At 74.5% G+C, this 16,974-nt stretch carries 13 protein-coding genes; 11 read left to right on the forward strand and 2 right to left on the reverse strand.

The window, feature by feature from the left end; genetic code table 11:
* Positions 1-81 precede the first annotated feature (81 nt).
* From ACMCNO_RS24935 to ACMCNO_RS24945, 3 genes are read left to right on the forward strand one after another with little or no spacing between them, the layout of a single operon-like run.
* The gene (locus tag ACMCNO_RS24935) at positions 82-1,881 is read left to right on the forward strand and encodes a putative Ig domain-containing protein (protein ID WP_412751868.1); all 1,800 of its coding nucleotides are present in this window, start codon (positions 82-84) and stop codon (positions 1,879-1,881) included.
* A complete protein-coding gene (locus tag ACMCNO_RS24940; RefSeq protein WP_412751869.1) occupies positions 1,878-2,561 on the forward strand; it encodes a PilW family protein in 684 nt (227 codons plus the stop codon). Before ACMCNO_RS24935 ends, ACMCNO_RS24940 begins: the two co-directional genes overlap by 4 nt.
* Positions 2,561-4,108: a ricin-type beta-trefoil lectin domain protein gene (locus ACMCNO_RS24945; protein WP_412751870.1), complete on the forward strand. Its 1,548-nt coding sequence runs from the start codon at positions 2,561-2,563 to the stop codon at positions 4,106-4,108. The genes ACMCNO_RS24940 and ACMCNO_RS24945 overlap by 1 nt, the downstream gene beginning before the upstream one ends.
* 6 nt (positions 4,109-4,114) lie before the next feature.
* On the opposite strand, the gene ACMCNO_RS24950 is transcribed toward ACMCNO_RS24945, so the two are convergent.
* Positions 4,115-4,906: an AfsR/SARP family transcriptional regulator gene (locus ACMCNO_RS24950; RefSeq protein ID WP_412751871.1), complete on the reverse strand. Its 792-nt coding sequence runs from the start codon at positions 4,904-4,906 to the stop codon at positions 4,115-4,117.
* 146 nt (positions 4,907-5,052) lie between these two features.
* On the opposite strand from ACMCNO_RS24950, the gene ACMCNO_RS24955 reads away from it, so the two are divergent.
* Positions 5,053-6,057, forward strand: a complete 1,005-nt coding sequence (locus tag ACMCNO_RS24955) for a glutathione S-transferase family protein (protein WP_412751872.1) — start codon at positions 5,053-5,055, stop codon at positions 6,055-6,057.
* A gap of 6 nt (positions 6,058-6,063) precedes the next feature.
* Here the strand turns inward: ACMCNO_RS24955 and ACMCNO_RS24960 are convergent, their stop codons facing one another.
* A complete protein-coding gene (locus ACMCNO_RS24960) occupies positions 6,064-6,558 on the reverse strand; it encodes a MarR family winged helix-turn-helix transcriptional regulator (protein WP_412751873.1) in 495 nt (164 codons plus the stop codon).
* Positions 6,559-6,652: 94 nt separating this feature from the next.
* Between ACMCNO_RS24960 and ACMCNO_RS24965 the strand changes: the two genes are divergently transcribed.
* From ACMCNO_RS24965 to ACMCNO_RS24995, 7 genes are all read left to right on the forward strand, one after another.
* Positions 6,653-7,579: an EamA family transporter gene (locus ACMCNO_RS24965; protein ID WP_412751874.1), complete on the forward strand. Its 927-nt coding sequence runs from the start codon at positions 6,653-6,655 to the stop codon at positions 7,577-7,579.
* Complete coding sequence (locus ACMCNO_RS24970; RefSeq protein WP_412751875.1) at positions 7,569-10,538, forward strand: SWIM zinc finger family protein; 2,970 nt, start codon at positions 7,569-7,571, stop codon at positions 10,536-10,538. Before ACMCNO_RS24965 ends, ACMCNO_RS24970 begins: the two co-directional genes overlap by 11 nt.
* On the forward strand, positions 10,535-11,596 hold the full coding sequence (locus ACMCNO_RS24975; protein ID WP_412751876.1) for an ATP-binding protein: 1,062 nt from the start codon (positions 10,535-10,537) through the stop codon (positions 11,594-11,596). Before ACMCNO_RS24970 ends, ACMCNO_RS24975 begins: the two co-directional genes overlap by 4 nt.
* The gene (locus tag ACMCNO_RS24980) at positions 11,589-13,847 is read left to right on the forward strand and encodes a DUF5682 family protein (RefSeq protein WP_412751877.1); all 2,259 of its coding nucleotides are present in this window, start codon (positions 11,589-11,591) and stop codon (positions 13,845-13,847) included. Before ACMCNO_RS24975 ends, ACMCNO_RS24980 begins: the two co-directional genes overlap by 8 nt.
* A gap of 42 nt (positions 13,848-13,889) precedes the next feature.
* A complete protein-coding gene (locus ACMCNO_RS24985) occupies positions 13,890-15,071 on the forward strand; it encodes a VWA domain-containing protein (protein ID WP_412751878.1) in 1,182 nt (393 codons plus the stop codon).
* A 159-nt stretch (positions 15,072-15,230) separates the two neighbouring features.
* Positions 15,231-15,671 (forward strand): nitroreductase family deazaflavin-dependent oxidoreductase, encoded by a 441-nt coding sequence (locus ACMCNO_RS24990; RefSeq protein WP_412751879.1) that lies wholly within the window; start codon positions 15,231-15,233, stop codon positions 15,669-15,671.
* 127 nt (positions 15,672-15,798) lie between these two features.
* Positions 15,799-16,971: a DUF5925 domain-containing protein gene (locus tag ACMCNO_RS24995; protein ID WP_412751880.1), complete on the forward strand. Its 1,173-nt coding sequence runs from the start codon at positions 15,799-15,801 to the stop codon at positions 16,969-16,971.
* Positions 16,972-16,974 lie beyond the last annotated feature (3 nt).

Genomic DNA, 16,974 nt, shown 5'->3' on the forward strand with positions numbered 1-16,974 from the left:
CTCACCCGCGCCGCGCGCTCGCCGATCGGTGTGAAGTCCAGTGCACCGTGACGCGCCGCCCCTCGCGGCCAGGGAGAGCCGATGCGCACCGCTGCAGCATGCCGAGCCGCGTGCTCGCTGCCGCGTGCCCGGCGCCGGATCGTTGCCCGTCCGGCCTGGTCTCGCCGCGGCGCCCGGCCCGCCCGGGTCCACCGCCGCGCCGACGACGGTTTCACGCTGGTCGAGGTGATGGTCTCGCTCGCGGTGATCGGCACGGTGATGACCGCGCTGGCGCCGTTCCTGATCCGCTCTCTGGCGGTGGTCGCGGAGCAGCGCAGCCGGGAAGTGGCCGTGCAGCTGGCCAGCGACGCGATCGAACGGGCCCGCGCGCTGACCGGCACCACGGCGCTGGCCGGGCGCAGCGCGACGGCCACGAACGTGCAGTGGACCAGCGCCCCGACCGCGGTACGGCCGTACCTGCTGACCATGTCTCCGGCCTGGGACAAGCTGCTGCAGGCCGGCTCCACCGCGGGCGCCGATGCCGGCCTGCCCACCAGCGCCGTGGTGGTGCCGGTCAACGGCATCACGTACAGCCAGAACTGGTATCTGGGTACCTGCCGCCAGCAGTTCGGCGGCGGCGGCTCGTGTGACGACCCCGCGGCCGCGGACCCGGATCCGGCGCGGGCCGACGTGCCGTTCCTGCGGGTGGTCGCGGCCGTGACCTGGCCCGACGGCTCGTGCCCGAACCGCTCCTGCACGTACGTGACCACCACGCTGATCAGCTCCGCGCAGGACCCGGTCTTCAACCTCGAACGGCCCGCGCCGATCGTCGACGATCCCGGCCCGCAGACCGGCTACGCCCAGATCGCGACACCGGGGCTGCAGCTCACCTCCACCGGCGGAACGCTGCCCCTGACCTGGACCGTGGCCGGCCTGCCACCGGGCCTGACCGTCTCGGACAGCGGCATGATCAGCGGCACTCCGGACAACACCGGCGCGGACATGGTCTACACCGTCACGGCCACGGTCAAGGACCGGCGGGGCCGCACGGACAGCGCCAGCTTCCCCTGGACCATCTGGGCCGCCCCGGTGCTCATGAGCCCCGGCGACCAGAGCACCCACACCGGCTCACCCACGTGGCTGGCCATGGGCCTGACCCACGGGGTCGACCCGATCACCTGGACCGCTACGGGGCTGCCCGCGGGCCTGGCCATCGACCGGGCCACCGGCGTCATCTCCGGCACCCCGACCGCGTCCAGCCGGACGGTCTCGCGGGTCACGGTCACCGCCACGGACAAGCCGGGCCGCAGCAGCCAGGTGAGCTTCGACTGGACCGTGGTGACCATCGCCATGCCCGCGCTGGCCACGCGCACCGACAAGATCCGCGACGACGTGAACTTCACCGTGCCCGCCCCGACGGGCGGCGTGGGGCCGTACACGTACCGGATCGTGGGGGTTCCGGGTGACGACAAGGACATCTCGATCGACCCGGCGACGGGGGTGGTCTCGGGCAAGATCGCGTACGCGAACCGCTTCTTCACCACGGTCACCGTGACGGACGCGAACGGCGACGAGGTCACCACGACATTCCTGTGGAACGTGCAGGCCAGCCAGCCCAACGACCTCGTGATCACCGCACCCGACCCGGCGGCACCGGACCAGACCGGCAAGGTCGGCCGCGCCGTGGCGCTGAACACCGACCTGGCCGGAGGCAGCAGCAGCGCTGTCGTCTGGTCGGCCACGGGCCTGCCCCCGGGCCTGTCGATCAACCCGCGCGGAACCCAGGGCGGCGTGATCACCGGCACCCCGACCACCGCCGGGACGTTCCGGGTGGCGCTCAAGGTCGTGGACTCCACCAACAAGTACGCGCTCGTGGTGTTCGACTGGACGGTGCTGCCGTGAGGGGCGCCGTACGCGCGTGGCGGCGCCGGACCCGGCGCGGCGACGAGGGCGTGTCCCTGCTCGAAGTGATGATCGCGATGACCATCCTGGGCGTCCTCACCTCGATCTTCACCAACGCGGTGCTGGACGTCTACCACTCGGTCGACCGCGCGGAGACCGGCTCGGTGGTGCAGAGCCAGCTGCACCTCAGCGTCCAGCGGCTCGACCAGGACGTCCGTTACGCCTCGGGGATCACCGCGCCGAACACCACACCGGTCGGCGGCGCCTGGTACGTCGAGTACCTCACCGTGAACTCCTCCACCTCGCAGCCGGAGTGCCACCAGCTGCGCCTGGCCCCGGCGCCCGGCGCCGGGTCGTCCGGCGCGGTCGGCGTGCTCCAGCTGCTGCGCTGGACGCCGGGACACCCGCCGACGGCGGGCACCGCCGGGCAGACGATCGCCTCCCAGATCGTGATGCCGGGCGGCACCGTCGCGGCGCCGTTCGAGCGGACCATGGCCGGCACGAAGCCGCAGCCCGCCGCGCCGGTCGGTGGCGCCTTCACCCCGGACTTCATGCGCCTGCGGGTGCAGCTGACCGCGAGCGCGAGCCGGGTCACGAGTACGGCGCAGATGACGTTCACCGCGCTCAACACGTCCCGCGACACACCCACCGACAACGTCTGCCGCGAGGGGAGGCCGTAATGAGGTTCCCTGGCCGCACATCCCGCCGTCCCGATGCCGATCGGGGCTCGCTGCCGATCGCCATGCTGCTCGTGCTGGTCGGTCTGTCGATGAGCGCGCTGCTGGTCCCCGCGGTGCTGGACCGGTTGCACAGCACCCGGGCCACCTCCGACCGGACCCGGGCACTGCACGCCGCGGAGGCGGGCCTCGACACCGCGATGGGCCAGATCCGCGCGGCCGTCGACGGCACCGGCGCGGGCGATGCGGCGCGCCTGCCGACCGTCCCGCTGGGCGGCAACGCCGCACCGGACGGTGGCGAGCGCTACCGCGTCACGATCGAGTACCGCGACCTGGACGGCACCGCACTCAGCCTGCCCCTCGCGGAACAGCCGGGAACCGCGGTGCTGACCTCGACCGGTGTCGCCGGCGCGACCGGCACGTTCGACTCGCACACCGCGGGCTCCCGCACGCTGCAGGCCACCTACTCGTTCCGGACCTCGAACGAGAACATCCTGGGCGGCCAGATCCACGTCCGCAGCTCCCGGGCGGACCTGTGCCTGGACGCCGGTTCGAGCGTGCCGACCGCGGGCACCGCGGTGACGATGCGGCTGTGCGGGAACTCGCCGCAGCCGCTGTCGCAGCTGTTCGCGTACAACCGTGATCTGACCATCATGCTGGTGTCGTCGCGGACCTCGGCGAACTCCGGCGGCATGTGCCTGGACGCCGGCACCCCGCACACGGCGGGCGCTGCGGTGCGGCTGCAGCCGTGCGCCGGGACCAGCCCGGCCGCGCCGCGCCAGCAGTGGAGCGCCAACGACGTGGCGAACTTCATGGGCACCAGCAACGGCACCACTCTGGACGGCTACTGCTTCAACGTCATGCAGCCGGACACCGCGGGCAGCCCGGTCGTGCTCGGCACGGGCGGCAACTGCAACGCCGGCTACGACAACAAGCAGACCTTCCAGCCGGACCCGGGCGTGGGCGCCGGGGCCGCCGGTCCCGCCACCGGCCAGCTGGTGAACTATGAGCAGTTCGGGCGCTGCCTGGACATCACCGAGGCGAACAAGAGCGCGTCGTACCTCATCGCGTGGCCGTGCAAGCAGGCGCCCAACCCCAGCAACGTGCTGTGGAACCAGCGGTGGAAGCTGCCCGCGGTGGGCGGGTCGGCCAGCACCGGCACCGGGCGGATCTACGTCACGGACGGCGGCAGGGACTACTGCCTGAAGAGCCCCGGCACGACCAGCGGCGCGTACCCGACCGTGGTGGCCTGTCCGAGCGGCACCCTGCCGCCCGAGCTGACCTGGACCGTGTACGGCTACACCGGCAGCTACGCCACCAGCTACCAGATCGTCGACGGCGCCCACCCGACGACCGCCGGGCTGTGCCTGGCCACGGCCGACCTGTCGGCCACCCCGCCGGAGGTGTACACCTCCGGCAGTTACACCGGCCCGCCGATCAGCCGCATCGTGCTGCGCAACTGTGACGGGGGCACGGCGCAGAAGTGGAACGCCCCGGCGGACCTGTCGCGCCCCACCCCGCTGAAGGACGTCCAGGAACGCACGAGCTGAGCCTTCTCACCCGGCGGGCGGGGCACCGCCGGGGATGGCCGCCGGGTCGTCGTCGCGGATCGCCCGTTCGAGGGCGCGCAGTCCCGGACCGTCCTCGAGGCCGAGTTCCTCGAACAGCAGATCGCGGACCCGTGCGATCGCGGCCAGCGCGTCGTCGCGGCGCCCCGCCCGGTACAGGGCGGCGGCGTACAACTCCCACAGCCGTTCCCGGTACGGGGTCTCGCGCACGAGCGTGTCCAGCTCGGTGACGCACCATCCGGCGTCGCCCAGCAGCAGGCGGGCCTCCGCACGGTCCTGCACCGCCTGGGCGCGCAGGTTCTCCAGGTGGGCGACCGTGGGCCCGGCGAACGGTTCCCCTGAGAAGTCGGCCAGCGGTACGCCCTGCCACTCGGCCAGCGCCGCGTCGACGGCCCGGGCCGCCTCCGCCGGTCGCTCTCCGGTCAGCGCCGCGCGCCCCGCCGCCGCCCCGGCGGCGAACCGGCAGACGTCGACGCGCTCGGGTGCCACCTCCATGAGGTAGCCGGACTCGCGGGCGACCAGCAGCGGCCCGGCCGCCTCCAGCGCGTCGCGCAGGGCGGTCACGTGCGCGTGGACGTCCGCGGCGGCGCCGGGCGGCGGCGCGCCCGGCCAGAGCTGGCCGATGATCCGCTCCACCGGCACGCACTGGCCGGGGCGCAGCAGGAGCACGGCCAGGACGGCCTGCTGGGTGCGGGAGCCGAGCACGGCGCAGCGCCCGTCCGCGCCGCAGACTTGCAGCGGCCCGAACAGGCGGAACGTCAACTCCTCGGCCACGGGCACCCGCCCATCTTCCGCGTGCGCTCGGTGCACTCGCGCATGCTCTGCTGACCGGACGCTACCCGCCGCCGGGCCCGCCACCGCCGATCCCGGCCCGAATGAGCGCGGGCGCGGCGGAACGGGCACGGATGGCCTGGCAGGATGAAGCCATGGCGTACGTGAATCCATCCGGTGAGTTCACCCGCGATCAGCGTTACATCAGTACGCGCATCACGGCCGACGGCCGGGACGGCTACCCGGTCGAGCCGGGCCGCTACCGGCTCGTGGTGAGCCGGGCCTGCCCGTGGGCGAACCGCGCGATCATCGTGCGCCGCCTGCTCGGCCTGGAGGACGCGCTGTCCATGGGCGTCGCCGGTCCCACGCACGACCCCCGCAGCTGGACCTTCGACCTCGACCCCGGCGGCCGCGACCCGGTGCTCGGCATCGAACGGCTACAGGAGGCGTTCTTCGCCCGCTTCCCCGACTACGACAAGGGCATCACGGTGCCCGCGATCGTCGACGTGCCGACGGGGCAGGTGGTCACGAACGACTTCGCGCAGATCACCCTCGATTTGAGTCTGGAGTGGAGCCGGTACCACCGCGACGGGGCGCCGCAGCTCTACCCCGAGGCGTTGCGCGACGAGATCGACGAGGTGAACCAGCGCGTGTTCGCCGACGTCAACAACGGCGTCTACCGGGCCGGCTTCGCGGGCAGCCAGGAGGCGTACGAGAAGGCGTACCACCGGCTGTTCGACCGGCTCGACTGGCTGTCGCAGCGGCTGGCGACCCGGCGCTACCTCGTCGGCGACACCATCACCGAGGCGGACGTGCGGCTGTTCACCACCCTGGTCCGGTTCGACCCGGTCTACCACGGCCACTTCAAGTGCAACCGGCAGAAGCTGAGCGAGATGCCGGTGCTGTGGGCGTACGCGCGGGACCTGTTCCAGACGCCCGGCTTCGGCGACACGATCGACTTCGTGCACATCAAGCGGCACTACTACGTCGTGCACACCGACATCAATCCGACGCAGGTGGTGCCGGCCGGTCCGGATCTGTCGGGCTGGCTGACCGAGCACGGGCGGGCGGCGCTGGGCGGGCGGCCGTTCGGCGAGGGCACCCCGCCGCCACCTCCGCGGCCGGAGGAGGTCGTGCCCGCGGGCCACGGCGCCGCCTGAGGCCCTTCAGGTTTCGTACGGTTCGAGGGCCGCGCGCAGCAGCGCTTCCAGGTCGCGCTGCTGGGCGGCGGTGAGGTGGGCCAGCAGCCGCCGCTGCTCGGTGAGTCCCGCGCCGACCGCCCGGTCCGTGACCTCCCGCCCTTCGGCGGTGAGGCTGACCAGGACCCCGCGTCGGTCGTGGGGATCCGGGGCGCGGCGCACGAGGCCGGCCTTTTCGAGGCGGTCCAGCCGGGCGGTGGTGCCGCCGCTGCTGAGCATCATGGAGGCGGCCAGTGCCCCGGGTGACAGCTGGAACGGCTCCCCGGCGCGGCGCAGCGTGGCCAGCACGTCGAACTCGGGTCGGCCGATGCCGTGCCGCCCGTACGCCCGGGCCACCTCGTCGCCTCCCACCTGGGCGAGCCGGAAGACGCGGCCGAAGATCGACATGGCCGTGGTGTCCAGGTCGGGCCGCTCGCGGGCCCACTGCTCGATGATGCGGTCCACGCCGCGGGGATGACCCATGTCTCCATTCTCTCGACGTCGAGCTTCTTGACAAGAAGAAAAACGCGAGAGATTCTCTTTATGTCGAGATACTTCATGTCGAGGGAGTTTGCGCATGCGGAGGATTCTGCTGGTCACCGCGTTGACCCCGATCGTCTGGGGCACCACGTACGCGGTCACCACCGAATTCCTCCCCGCGCACCGGCCACTGCTGGCCGCCACGCTGCGCGCCCTGCCCGCCGGGCTGCTCCTGCTCGCCATGACCCGCCGGCTCCCCCGCGGCGACTGGTGGTGGCGCTCCGCGGTGCTCGGCGCGCTGAACATCGGGGTCTTCTTCGCGCTGCTGTTCGCCAGCGCGTACCGGCTGCCCGGCGGCATGGCCGCGGTCCTCGGAGCCGCCCAGCCGCTGGTGGTGGCGGGCCTGTCCGCGCTGCTGCTCAGCGAGCGCGTCGCGCTGCGTACCGTGCTCGCCGGGTTCGCGGGTGTGGTGGGGGTGGCCATGGCCGTGCTCACGGCGTCGGCCCGGCTCGACCCGGTCGGGATCCTCGCCGGGCTGGGTGGCGCGGCGTCGATGGGTCTGGGCCTGGTGCTGACGAAGCGCTGGGGCCGCCCGAACGCCTCCCTGCTGACCGTCACCGGCTGGCAGCTCGCCGCCGGTGGGCTGATGCTCGTGCCGGTTACCCTGGCCGTCGAAGGCCTCCCGGGGTCGCTCACCGGCGGCAACATCGCCGGGTACGCCTACCTGTCACTGGTCGGCACGGCCCTGGCGTACACGATGTGGTTCCGGGGTCTGGAGCGCCTGCCCGCCGCACAGGTCTCCCTGCTCGCGCTGCTCTCGCCGGTCGTCGCGACCGCGGTGGGCTGGGCGGTGCTCGGCCAAGGACTCACCACCGCGCAGCTGGTGGGCATGGTGGTGGCGTTCGCGGCCGTACTGGCCGGGTCCCGGTCGCCACGCCGGCCGCGCAGCGAACCGGTGGCGGAAACCCCCGCGACGGTCGAAAGCGTCGTACCTCGCGCCTACAGTGCGGCGTGTGCCCGTTGAACGATGGACGACCGCCGAGGCGGACGGTGCTCGCGAGCTAGGCAGCGCAACCGGGTCGGGCGCCGCGGCGGCGGTCCCGGCCGATCCGGGCGCCGCGGCCGATCAGGCCGATGCCGAGCAGTCGACCGTGGTGCGCCGCTGGAGCGCGCAGCGGGTGGCCGCACTCGCCCCCGACTCCGGTTCGATGCGGGCGGCCCGTTCGGTGAGCGGTGCCGGGCACTGGGCAGCCGCCGGACTGCTCGACGAGGTCCTCTGGGGACTGTGCCGGGGCAGCGGCAGCAACCCGTATCAGGTCTGCGTGGACCTGTCCGGCCCGGCGTACCGGTGCTCCTGTCCGAGCCGCAAGATCCCCTGCAAGCACGCGCTCGGTCTGTTGCTGCGCTGGGTGGACGGCCCCGATCTGCCCACGGATCCGGCACCGGCGTTCGCGGCCGAGTGGCAGGCGGCGCGGGCCGCGCGAACCGCTCGGGCCGCCGCACCACGCGGTGGTGCCCCGGCCGATCCCGCCGCGGCACAGCAGCGGGCCCGGCAGCGCGCGGACCGGGTGGCGGCCGGGATGGCGGAACTGCACCGCTGGCTCGACGACCAGATGCAGCAGGGACTGGCGACGGCCGAGCAGGCGGGTCACCGGCCGTACGAGGTGATGGCCGCCCGGCTGGTCGACGCGCAGGCGCCCGCGGCCGCCGCAGCCGTGCGGCGCCTCGGCAGCCTGATCGGCATCGGTCCACTGTGGGCGGACCGGGTCCTCGGCGAGCTCGCCCTGCTCCGCCTGCTGGTGGCCGGGCACGCGCGGCTGGACGAGCTGACGCCCGGGCTGGCCGCCACGGTCCGGTCCCGCATCGGCTTCCCGGTGGCCACCGATGACGTCCTCGCGGGCCCCCGGGTCACCGACCGGTGGCAGGTGCTCGGCCAGGTCGAGTCCGACGACGGCGCGCTGACCACCCGGCGGACGTGGCTGCGCGGCGTCGACAGTGGACGGTATGCCCTCGTGCTGGCGTTCGCGGCGGCCGGCCAGTCCCTCCCCCAGGACCTCGTGCCCGGCACCGAGCTGCGCGCCGGCCTCTGCTTCTACCCCGGCACGACACCGCTGCGCGCCCTGGTCGCCGAGCGGCACAGCGCCGCGGTCGCCTGCACCGCGCCGGACGGGGCCCTGCCCGCCCGGGACGCGCTGGCCGGATGGGCCGCCGCGCTGGCCGCCGACCCGTGGCGCCACGACGCGCCCGTGCTGCTGGCGGGCGTGACCCCGGCCCGGACCGGCTGGGTCGTCGACCGCACCGGCGATGCCCTGCCCCTGGCGCCCGGCCACCACGAGCCGTGGTGGCTGCTGGCGGCGGCGGGCGGCACACCGGCCACCCTGGCCGCCGAGTGGGGCCCGTCCGGGCTGCGGCCGCTGGCCGCCTGGGTCGGCGGCCGATACGTCCCGGCCGCGCCGCCCAGCTTCGAGACCCGCGGCCCCGACCGACCAGCCGAGCTGCCGGCGGACCTGCTGGCGGCGGCGCTGCTGGGCACGGCCCGCCGCCCGTGGGCACAGCCTGGGTCAGCGCCGTCGTTGTTGGAGGCGGCCGCCGCAGCCCTGGTCTACCGCCGGGCGGGCACCACCCCGGCGACCGGCCATCAGCCCGTGGCGCCCGCTCCCCCGGAACAGGACCGGCCGCTGCCCGCCGCCGCTGCAGACCGGTTGCTGCGGCTCCTCGACGGCGACGCTCCCGGCGGCGCCCAGGCGGTGCAGGAGCTGCTGGCCCAGTGGCTGGTGGCGGCGGCCCGGCGCGGCGGGCACGTGCCACCCCAGGCGCTGCCCGCGCTGCTGGACGCCGGGCGGCGCAACGCCACGCTGCGGCCCGCTCTGGGGATCGTCGCGGGGCGGCGCGGCGGCTGGCTGGCCGCGCAGCGGGCCGACTGGCGGTGGCTGCTCGACGAGGCGCCCGGCGCCGGAGCGGTCGACGACGCCGAGGCGTGGCGGACCGGATCGCCCGGCGAACGACTCGCGCACCTGTCCCGGATGCGGGCCGACGACCCGGCAACGGCGCGGGAGCTGCTGGTGGCCGGCTGGGACACGGAGCCGCCCGAGGACCGCGCCCGGTTCGTGACCGCGCTCGCCGCGGGCCTGTCGGCGGCCGACGAGCCCTTTCTCGAGCGGGTGCTCGACGATCCCCGGCGGGAGGTCCGCGACGCCGCGCTGGAGGTGCTGCGCCGGCTGCCCGGCTCGGCGCTGAGCGGGCGCATGGCGCGGCGGGCCCACGCCGCGGTCCGGCTGGAGCGCGCCCACGGCGGCGAGCGGCTCGCGGTCGACCCGCCACAGACGTTGGACCCGGGGCTGCGCCGCGACGGCGTGGGCGCCACTCCGGCCCGGGGCATGGGCATCGGCGCGTGGCTGCTCGAGGAGGTCGTGGCCGGGACCCCGCTCGACACCTGGACCACCGCTTTCGACCGCGACCCGGCGGCCGTCGTGGAACTCGGCCGCGGCCACGACTGGGCGACCCCGCTGCTGCACGGCTGGGCCAAGGCGGCCATCGCCCAGCGGGAGCCCGCGTGGGCGGCCGCGCTGCTGGCGGCCGACTCCCGTCGTGGCGGCGCGGGACTACGCGAGGCGGTGCGCTGGGATCTGCACCTCATCCTCCCGCCCGCCGAACTGGGCCGCCTCGCGGCCGACGCGCTGCGCCGGGAGGACCACGTCGCGCACCGGCTGCTGGCCGTCCACCCGGGACGATGGCCCGACGACCTGGCCGTGGCGGTGATCGAGACGATCGCGCACCGCGCCCGTACCGACCGGCATAGCTGGCAGCTCGGGGAGCTGTGCCGGGCCGCCGCCATGGCCATGCCGACCGGGTACGCCGCGGCGATCGCCCGGCTGGCGGCCGAGCTGGACGCCGAACCCGCCGACCCGTCCCGGGTACGCCCGGTCGCCGAGCTGGCCCGGACCCTCACCTTCCGCCACGAGATGCTTCAGGAGTTGCAGTGACCGTTCTGCGCCCGCACGCCGAGGACCAGTACGCCGAGGAGCTGGCCCTGCTGGCCGCCACCGACGACCGGCCCCGCCCACCCGGCTGGCGCCTGTCCCCCCAGGCCGTGGTCACCTACCTGCTCGGCGACGGGGCGAAGGTGTCCCCCAAGTACGTGGGCCCGCGGCGACTCGTCGAGGTGGCCGTGTCCACTCTGGCCACCGACCGGGCGCTGCTGCTGCTCGGCGTCCCCGGCACGGCCAAGACGTGGGTGTCGGAACACCTTGCCGCCGCGGTCTCCGGCGACTCCACACTGCTCGTACAGGGCACCGCGGGCACCCCCGAGGAGGCCATCCGGTACGGCTGGAACTACGCCCGCCTGCTGGCCGACGGCCCCACGGAGGCCGCGCTGGTGCCGAGCCCGGTGATGCGGGCGATGCAACGCGGCACGATCGCCCGGGTGGAGGAGCTGACCCGGGTCCCCTCCGACGTCCAGGACGCGCTGATCACCGTCCTGTCGGAGAAGTCCCTGCCCGTGCCCGAGCTGAACACGGAGGTCCAGGCTCAGCGCGGGTTCAACCTCATCGCCACCGCCAACGACCGGGACCGGGGCGTCAACGAGCTGTCCAGCGCGCTGCGCCGCCGGTTCAACACCGTGGTCCTGCCCGTCCCGGCGTCCGCGGACGACGAGGTGGAGATCGTGGCCCGCCGGGTGGCACAGCTGGGCCGGGCACTGGAGCTGCCCGAGGTGCCGGCCGCGCTCGAGGAGATCCGGCGGGTGGTCACGGTGTTCCGGGAGCTGCGCGGCGGCCTCACCGAGGACGGCCGGACGAAGCTCAAGTCCCCCACGGGCACGCTGTCGCCCGCCGAGGCGATCTCGGTCGTGACGAACGGCATGGCGCTGGCGGCCCACTTCGGCGACGGGCGGCTGCGCGCCGCGGACGTCGCCGCGGGCATCGTCGGCGCGGTCGTGAAGGACCCGGTCTCCGACCGCGTGGTGTGGCGGGAGTATCTGGAGACCGTCGTGCGGGAACGCCCCGACTGGAGCGACTTCTACCGCGCCGCCCGCGATGCCTGAGCAGCTGTACGGCATCCGCCATCACGGGCCGGGCTCGGCCCGCGCGCTGCTGCACGAGCTGGACCGGCAGCGCCCGGACGTCGTGCTGATCGAGGGCCCCCCCGAGGCGGACGAGCTGGTGCGCTGGGTCGCCGACGCGCAGCTGGAGCCGCCCGTGGCGCTGCTCGGATACGCGGTCGACGACCCGCGCCGGGCCGCGTTCTGGCCGTTCGCGGTCTTCTCTCCCGAGTGGCAGGCGATGCGCTGGGCGGTGACGCACGGCGTGCCGGTGCGCTTCTTCGACCTCCCGTACGCGCACCACACGGCCGGCGTCCCCGCCGCCGGCGAACCTGCCGTGCCGGGTGCTGGTGGCGCAGGCCCGCCTGAGGGACCCGGTGTGCGGGGCCGGTCGCGTCCGGCCGACCCCATCGGGGAGCTGGCCGCCGCGGCCGGGTACGACGACCCGGAACGCTGGTGGGAGGACGTGGTCGAACACCGGGGCATGCCCGCGTTCCCGGCGATCGCCGAGGCGATGACCGCGCTGCGCGAGTCCACCGTGGACGACCCCGAGGACCTGGTCCGCGAGGCGTACATGCGTACCGTCCTACGGGAGGTGCGCCGTACCCGGGAGAACGTGGCCGTGGTGTGCGGCGCCTGGCACGTACCCGCGCTGGCCCGCCGCGTCCCGGTCAAGGACGACGCGGCACTGCTCAAGGGCCGCCGCAAGACGAAGGTCGCGTTCACCTGGGTGCCCTGGACGTACGGACGGCTGGCGGCGGCGTCGGGCTACGGCGCCGGAGTGCGCTCCCCCGGCTGGTACCACCACCTGTTCGCCACGGTCGCGGAAGTGGTGCCCCGATGGCTGGTGGAGGCCGCCGGGGTCCTGCGGGCCGAAGGGGTACCCACCTCGTCGGCGCACGTCATCGAGGCGACCCGGCTGGCCGAAGCGCTGGCCACCCTGCGCGGACGGCCACTGGCCGGGCTGGCCGAGGTGACCGAGGCCGCGGAGGCGGTGATGTGCGACGGTGAGCCGCTGCGGACCGAGCTGATCGGCCGCCGGCTCATCGTCGGTGAACGGCTGGGCGGGGTCCCGGAGGCGATGCCGGCCGTGCCGTTGGCCCGCGACCTGGCGGCGCAGCAACGGGCCGTACGCATGAAGCCGGAGGCCCTGGAGCGGGTGCTGGAGCTGGACCTGCGCCGCGATATCGACCTGCGCCGCAGCCGCCTGCTGCACCGGCTGCGGCGGATCGGGGTGCCCTGGGGCGAACCAGAGCAGGGCAGGCGCGGCACGGGCACGTTCCGGGAGGCGTGGCGGCTGTGCTGGCAGCCGGAGTTCGCGGTGCGGCTCGTGGAGTTCAGCATGTACGGCACGACCGTGAGCGCCGCGGCCACCGCGCGGGTCACCGAGGCCGCGGGTACGGCCGCCTCGCTGGCGGAGGTCACCGCGCTGGTGGAGGCGTGCCTGCTGGCCGACCTGACCGACGCGTACCCGCCGGTGCTGGTCGCGCTGGACGCCCACGCGGCCGCGGACGCCGACGTCGGGCACCTGATGGCCGCCCTCCCGGCGCTCGCCCGAACCCTGCGGTACGGCGACGTGCGCCGCACCGACGTGGCCGGGCTCGCCGCGGTGACCACGAGCCTGTTCGACCGGGTCTGCGCGGGCCTGCCGGCCGCCGCCGGGGCGGTCGCCGACTCGGCGGCCAGGGAGCTACGCGCGCACCTCGACGGCGTGCACGCCGCGGTGGCACTGCTCGACGACGCGGCGCTGCGGCAACGGTGGTTCGCCACCCTGGCCACCGTGGCCGCCCGCGCCGATCTGCACGGGTTGCTGGCGGGCCGGGTAACCCGGCTGCTGCACGACGCCGGGCACCTCGGCGAGGCCGAGGTGCGCCGACGCTTGCGGCTGCCGTTGACGGTCGGGGCCCCACCCGCGCACGGAGCCGCCTGGGTGGAGGGTTTCCTGTCCGGCGGCGGGCTGCTGCTGGTGCACGACGAGGCGCTGCTGCGGCTGTTGGACGCGTGGCTGGCCGACATCGCGGACGACGCGTTCGACGAGGTGCTGCCGCTGTTGCGCCGCACGTTCGGCGGGTTCGCGGCGGGCGAGCGGCGGGCCATCGGTGAACGGGTGGCCGGCGTCGCGGCGCCCGGCGCGGGCACCGGCACCGTGACCGGACCCCTGGACCACGACCGGGCAGCGAGCGTGCTGCCGACCCTGACCGCCCTGCTGGGATACGAGATCCAGGCGCGGGAGGTAACGGATGACCGATCGTGAGCGCCTCGCTCGGCCACGACATCTACGGGCGGGAGATCCCAGATGACCGACCCTGACGACGCCGCCCACCGAGAGCGCCTGCGCCGGTGGCGGCTCGTGCTCGGCGGCCCGGCCGAGGCCCCCCTCGGTGCCGCCACCGGCCGTGACGGGGCCATGGATGCCGCGCTGGCCGCGCTGTACGACGCCGCCGAGGACGACGGCGGCGGCGAACGGCGGGCGGGCCGCTCCGGCGGGCTCGGTGGCTCCGCGCCCCGGGTCGCGCGCTGGCTCGGCGACATCCGGGAGTACTTCCCCAGCACGGTCGTCCAGGTCATGCAGGCGGACGCGATCGAGCGGCTGGAGCTGACCCGGCTCCTGCTGGAGCCGGAGATGCTGGCGGCGGTGGAGCCGGACGTCCACCTCGTCGGCACCCTGCTGTCGCTCAACCGGGTCATGCCCGGCGAGGCCAAGCAGGCGGCCCGGCGGGTGGTCCGCACGGTCGTCGACGACCTGGAGCGGCGGCTCACCCAGCGCACCCGCGCGGCGGTCGCGGGCGCGTTGAACCGGGCGGCCCGGATCCGCCGTCCCCGGCACGCCGACATCGACTGGGACCGCACGATCCGCGCGAATCTGCGCCATTACCAGCCGACACATCGGACGGTGATCCCGCAGCGGCTGGTCGGCTACGGCCGGCGCGCCTCGGCGGTGCACCGCGACGTCGTGCTCTGCGTCGACCAGTCCGGCTCGATGGCGGCCTCGGTGGTCTTCGCGGGGGTGTTCGCCGCCGTGCTGGCGTCGGTGCGGTCGCTGCGGACCTCACTGGTGGTCTTCGACACCGCCGTGGTCGACCTGACGGAGCAGCTCAGCGACCCGGTCGAGGTGCTGTTCGGCACCCAGCTCGGCGGCGGCACGGACATCAACCGGGCGCTGGCGTACACCCGGCAGCTCATCACGCGTCCCCGCGACACCATCGTCGTGCTGGTCAGCGACCTGTACGAGGGCGGCGCCCGGGAGCAGATGCTGCGCCGGGTGGCGGAGCTGACCGCCGCCGGGGTGCAGGTGGTGGCGCTGCTGGCGCTCTCGGACGAGGGGGCTCCGGCGTACGACCACGAGAACGCGGCCGCGCTCGCGGCGCTCGGGGTCCCCGCCTTCGCCTGCACGCCGGACGCGTTCCCGGAGCTGATGGCGGCGGCGATCGAGCGGCGTGACCTGATGGCGTTCGCCCAGCGTCAGACCGCCGGATGAGCGGAGGGGCAGAGCGGATCGGGCCGGCGGCCAGCTGCCGAGCGGCAGGCCACGGCGCGTGATACGGAAAGATGCGCCGGATGGGGCAGACTATGCCAATCCGACCACGAGCACGTCTACTGTGGATGCGGTGTCGACCGCCCGACGGAGGAGATCCGAATGCCACTGACCGGAGAGTACGAGCCGAGCCCTCTCGACTGGTCCCGCCAACAGGCCGAATCGTACGAGGCGACCGGCGGCGCCGAGGCGGGCACCATCGCCGGCCTGCCCATCGTGCTGCTGACCTCGGTGGGGGCGAAGACCGGCAAGCTGCGCAAGACCCCGCTCATGCGGGTGGAGCACGACGGCCGATACGCGGCGGTCGGCTCGCTGGGCGGCGCCCCGAAGCACCCGGTGTGGGTGTACAACGTGCGCACCCACCCGCAGGTGGAGTTGCAGGACGGCGCGGAACGGCACGACTATCTCGCGCACGAGACCGAGGGAACGGAGCGGGACGAGTGGTGGAAACGTGCCGTCGCCGCCTTCCCCCAGTACGCGGAATACCAGCGCAACACCGACCGCGTCATCCCGGTCTTCGTGCTCACGCCGGTCGCGGACTGACCACCTCACCCCCGTCGCGGGCCGACCGGCTCAGGCGCGTCGCAGACCCGGCGGGCAACCGGCGTTCGCGCTGGTCGGCGCGGAAAACGGGATGCCGCATCGGCCGCCCTGGTCGATCATGGAAGCCATGCGTGCCCCCCACCAGAGCGTCGACCGGCTCGGCAGCCGCGCCGTGGAACAGGCGGTCAACCCGACCGCCTCCACCGGCGCCGCGGCCTGGTCGCGCGCGTCCGCGGTGCCGGTGTCCGGCACCGTCGACGACGCCGACCGGCTGGTGGACGTGGTCGACCTGCTGGCCCTCGACGCGTTCACGTCGGGCCGGGAGCCGTTCGGCCGCACCAGCTCCCTGGAGAACGTCCGGGCGGATGCGCGGCTCAGCACGGACGACGCCCGCACCGTGCGGGACGCGGTCGACGAGGACGTGCACGGCCGCCTCGCCGTGGGTGACGGCTGGACCCTGCACGTGATCCGGTGGCCGCATAGCCGGCGCGCCCGGGTGACCGTCACCGCGACCACCGCGGAACTGGCCGAGCGCGTGCTGGCACGCGTGAGCGAGGGTGCGGTCGAGCCCCCCGCGCCCACGGCCGACACCGTACCGATCGGATTCTGGCATTTCGGCCAGCACGGACCGCGCCGGGTGCCGCGCGAGATCGACGCGGCCGGGTGGCAGCAGATCCGCCGCAACTACGCGAGCCCGGTGGCCCGGACGCTCGAACAGCTCATGGCCCTGGACGGCACGGCGATCAACGGCCGCCTGCTGCTCCTGCACGGGGAACCGGGCACGGGCAAGACCACCGCCCTGCGGGCACTCGCCCAGCAGTGGCGCTCGTGGTGCCAGGTGGACTGTGTGCTGGATCCGGAGCGGCTGTTCAGTGATCCCGCGTATCTGATGAGTGTCGCGCTGGGCGGCGGGGACGACGACGAGCCGCGCTGGCGGCTGCTGATGCTGGAGGACTGCGACGAGCTGATCAGCGGCCAGGCCAAGGCGAACGCCGGGCAGTCGTTGTCCCGGCTGCTCAACCTGACCGACGGCCTGCTCGGCCAGGGCCGCCACGCGCTCATCGCGATCACCACGAACGAGGACCTGGCGTCGCTGCATCCGGCCGTCGTGCGGCCGGGCCGCTGCCTGGCCAGCATCGAGGTCGGGCGGCTGCCGTACGCCGAGGCGGTCGCCTGGCTTGGCCGTCCGGCGGGCATCTCCGCGGACGGCGCCACCCTGGCCGAACTGTACGCGCTGCGCGCCGACGCCCGGCCGTTCACGGTGGCCACCGCACCACCCGCCACGGGCCTCTACCTCTGAGCC

Origin of the sequence: Krasilnikovia sp. M28-CT-15 (assembly GCF_047159595.1) — a bacterium.
Classification (GTDB): domain Bacteria; phylum Actinomycetota; class Actinomycetes; order Mycobacteriales; family Micromonosporaceae; genus Actinoplanes.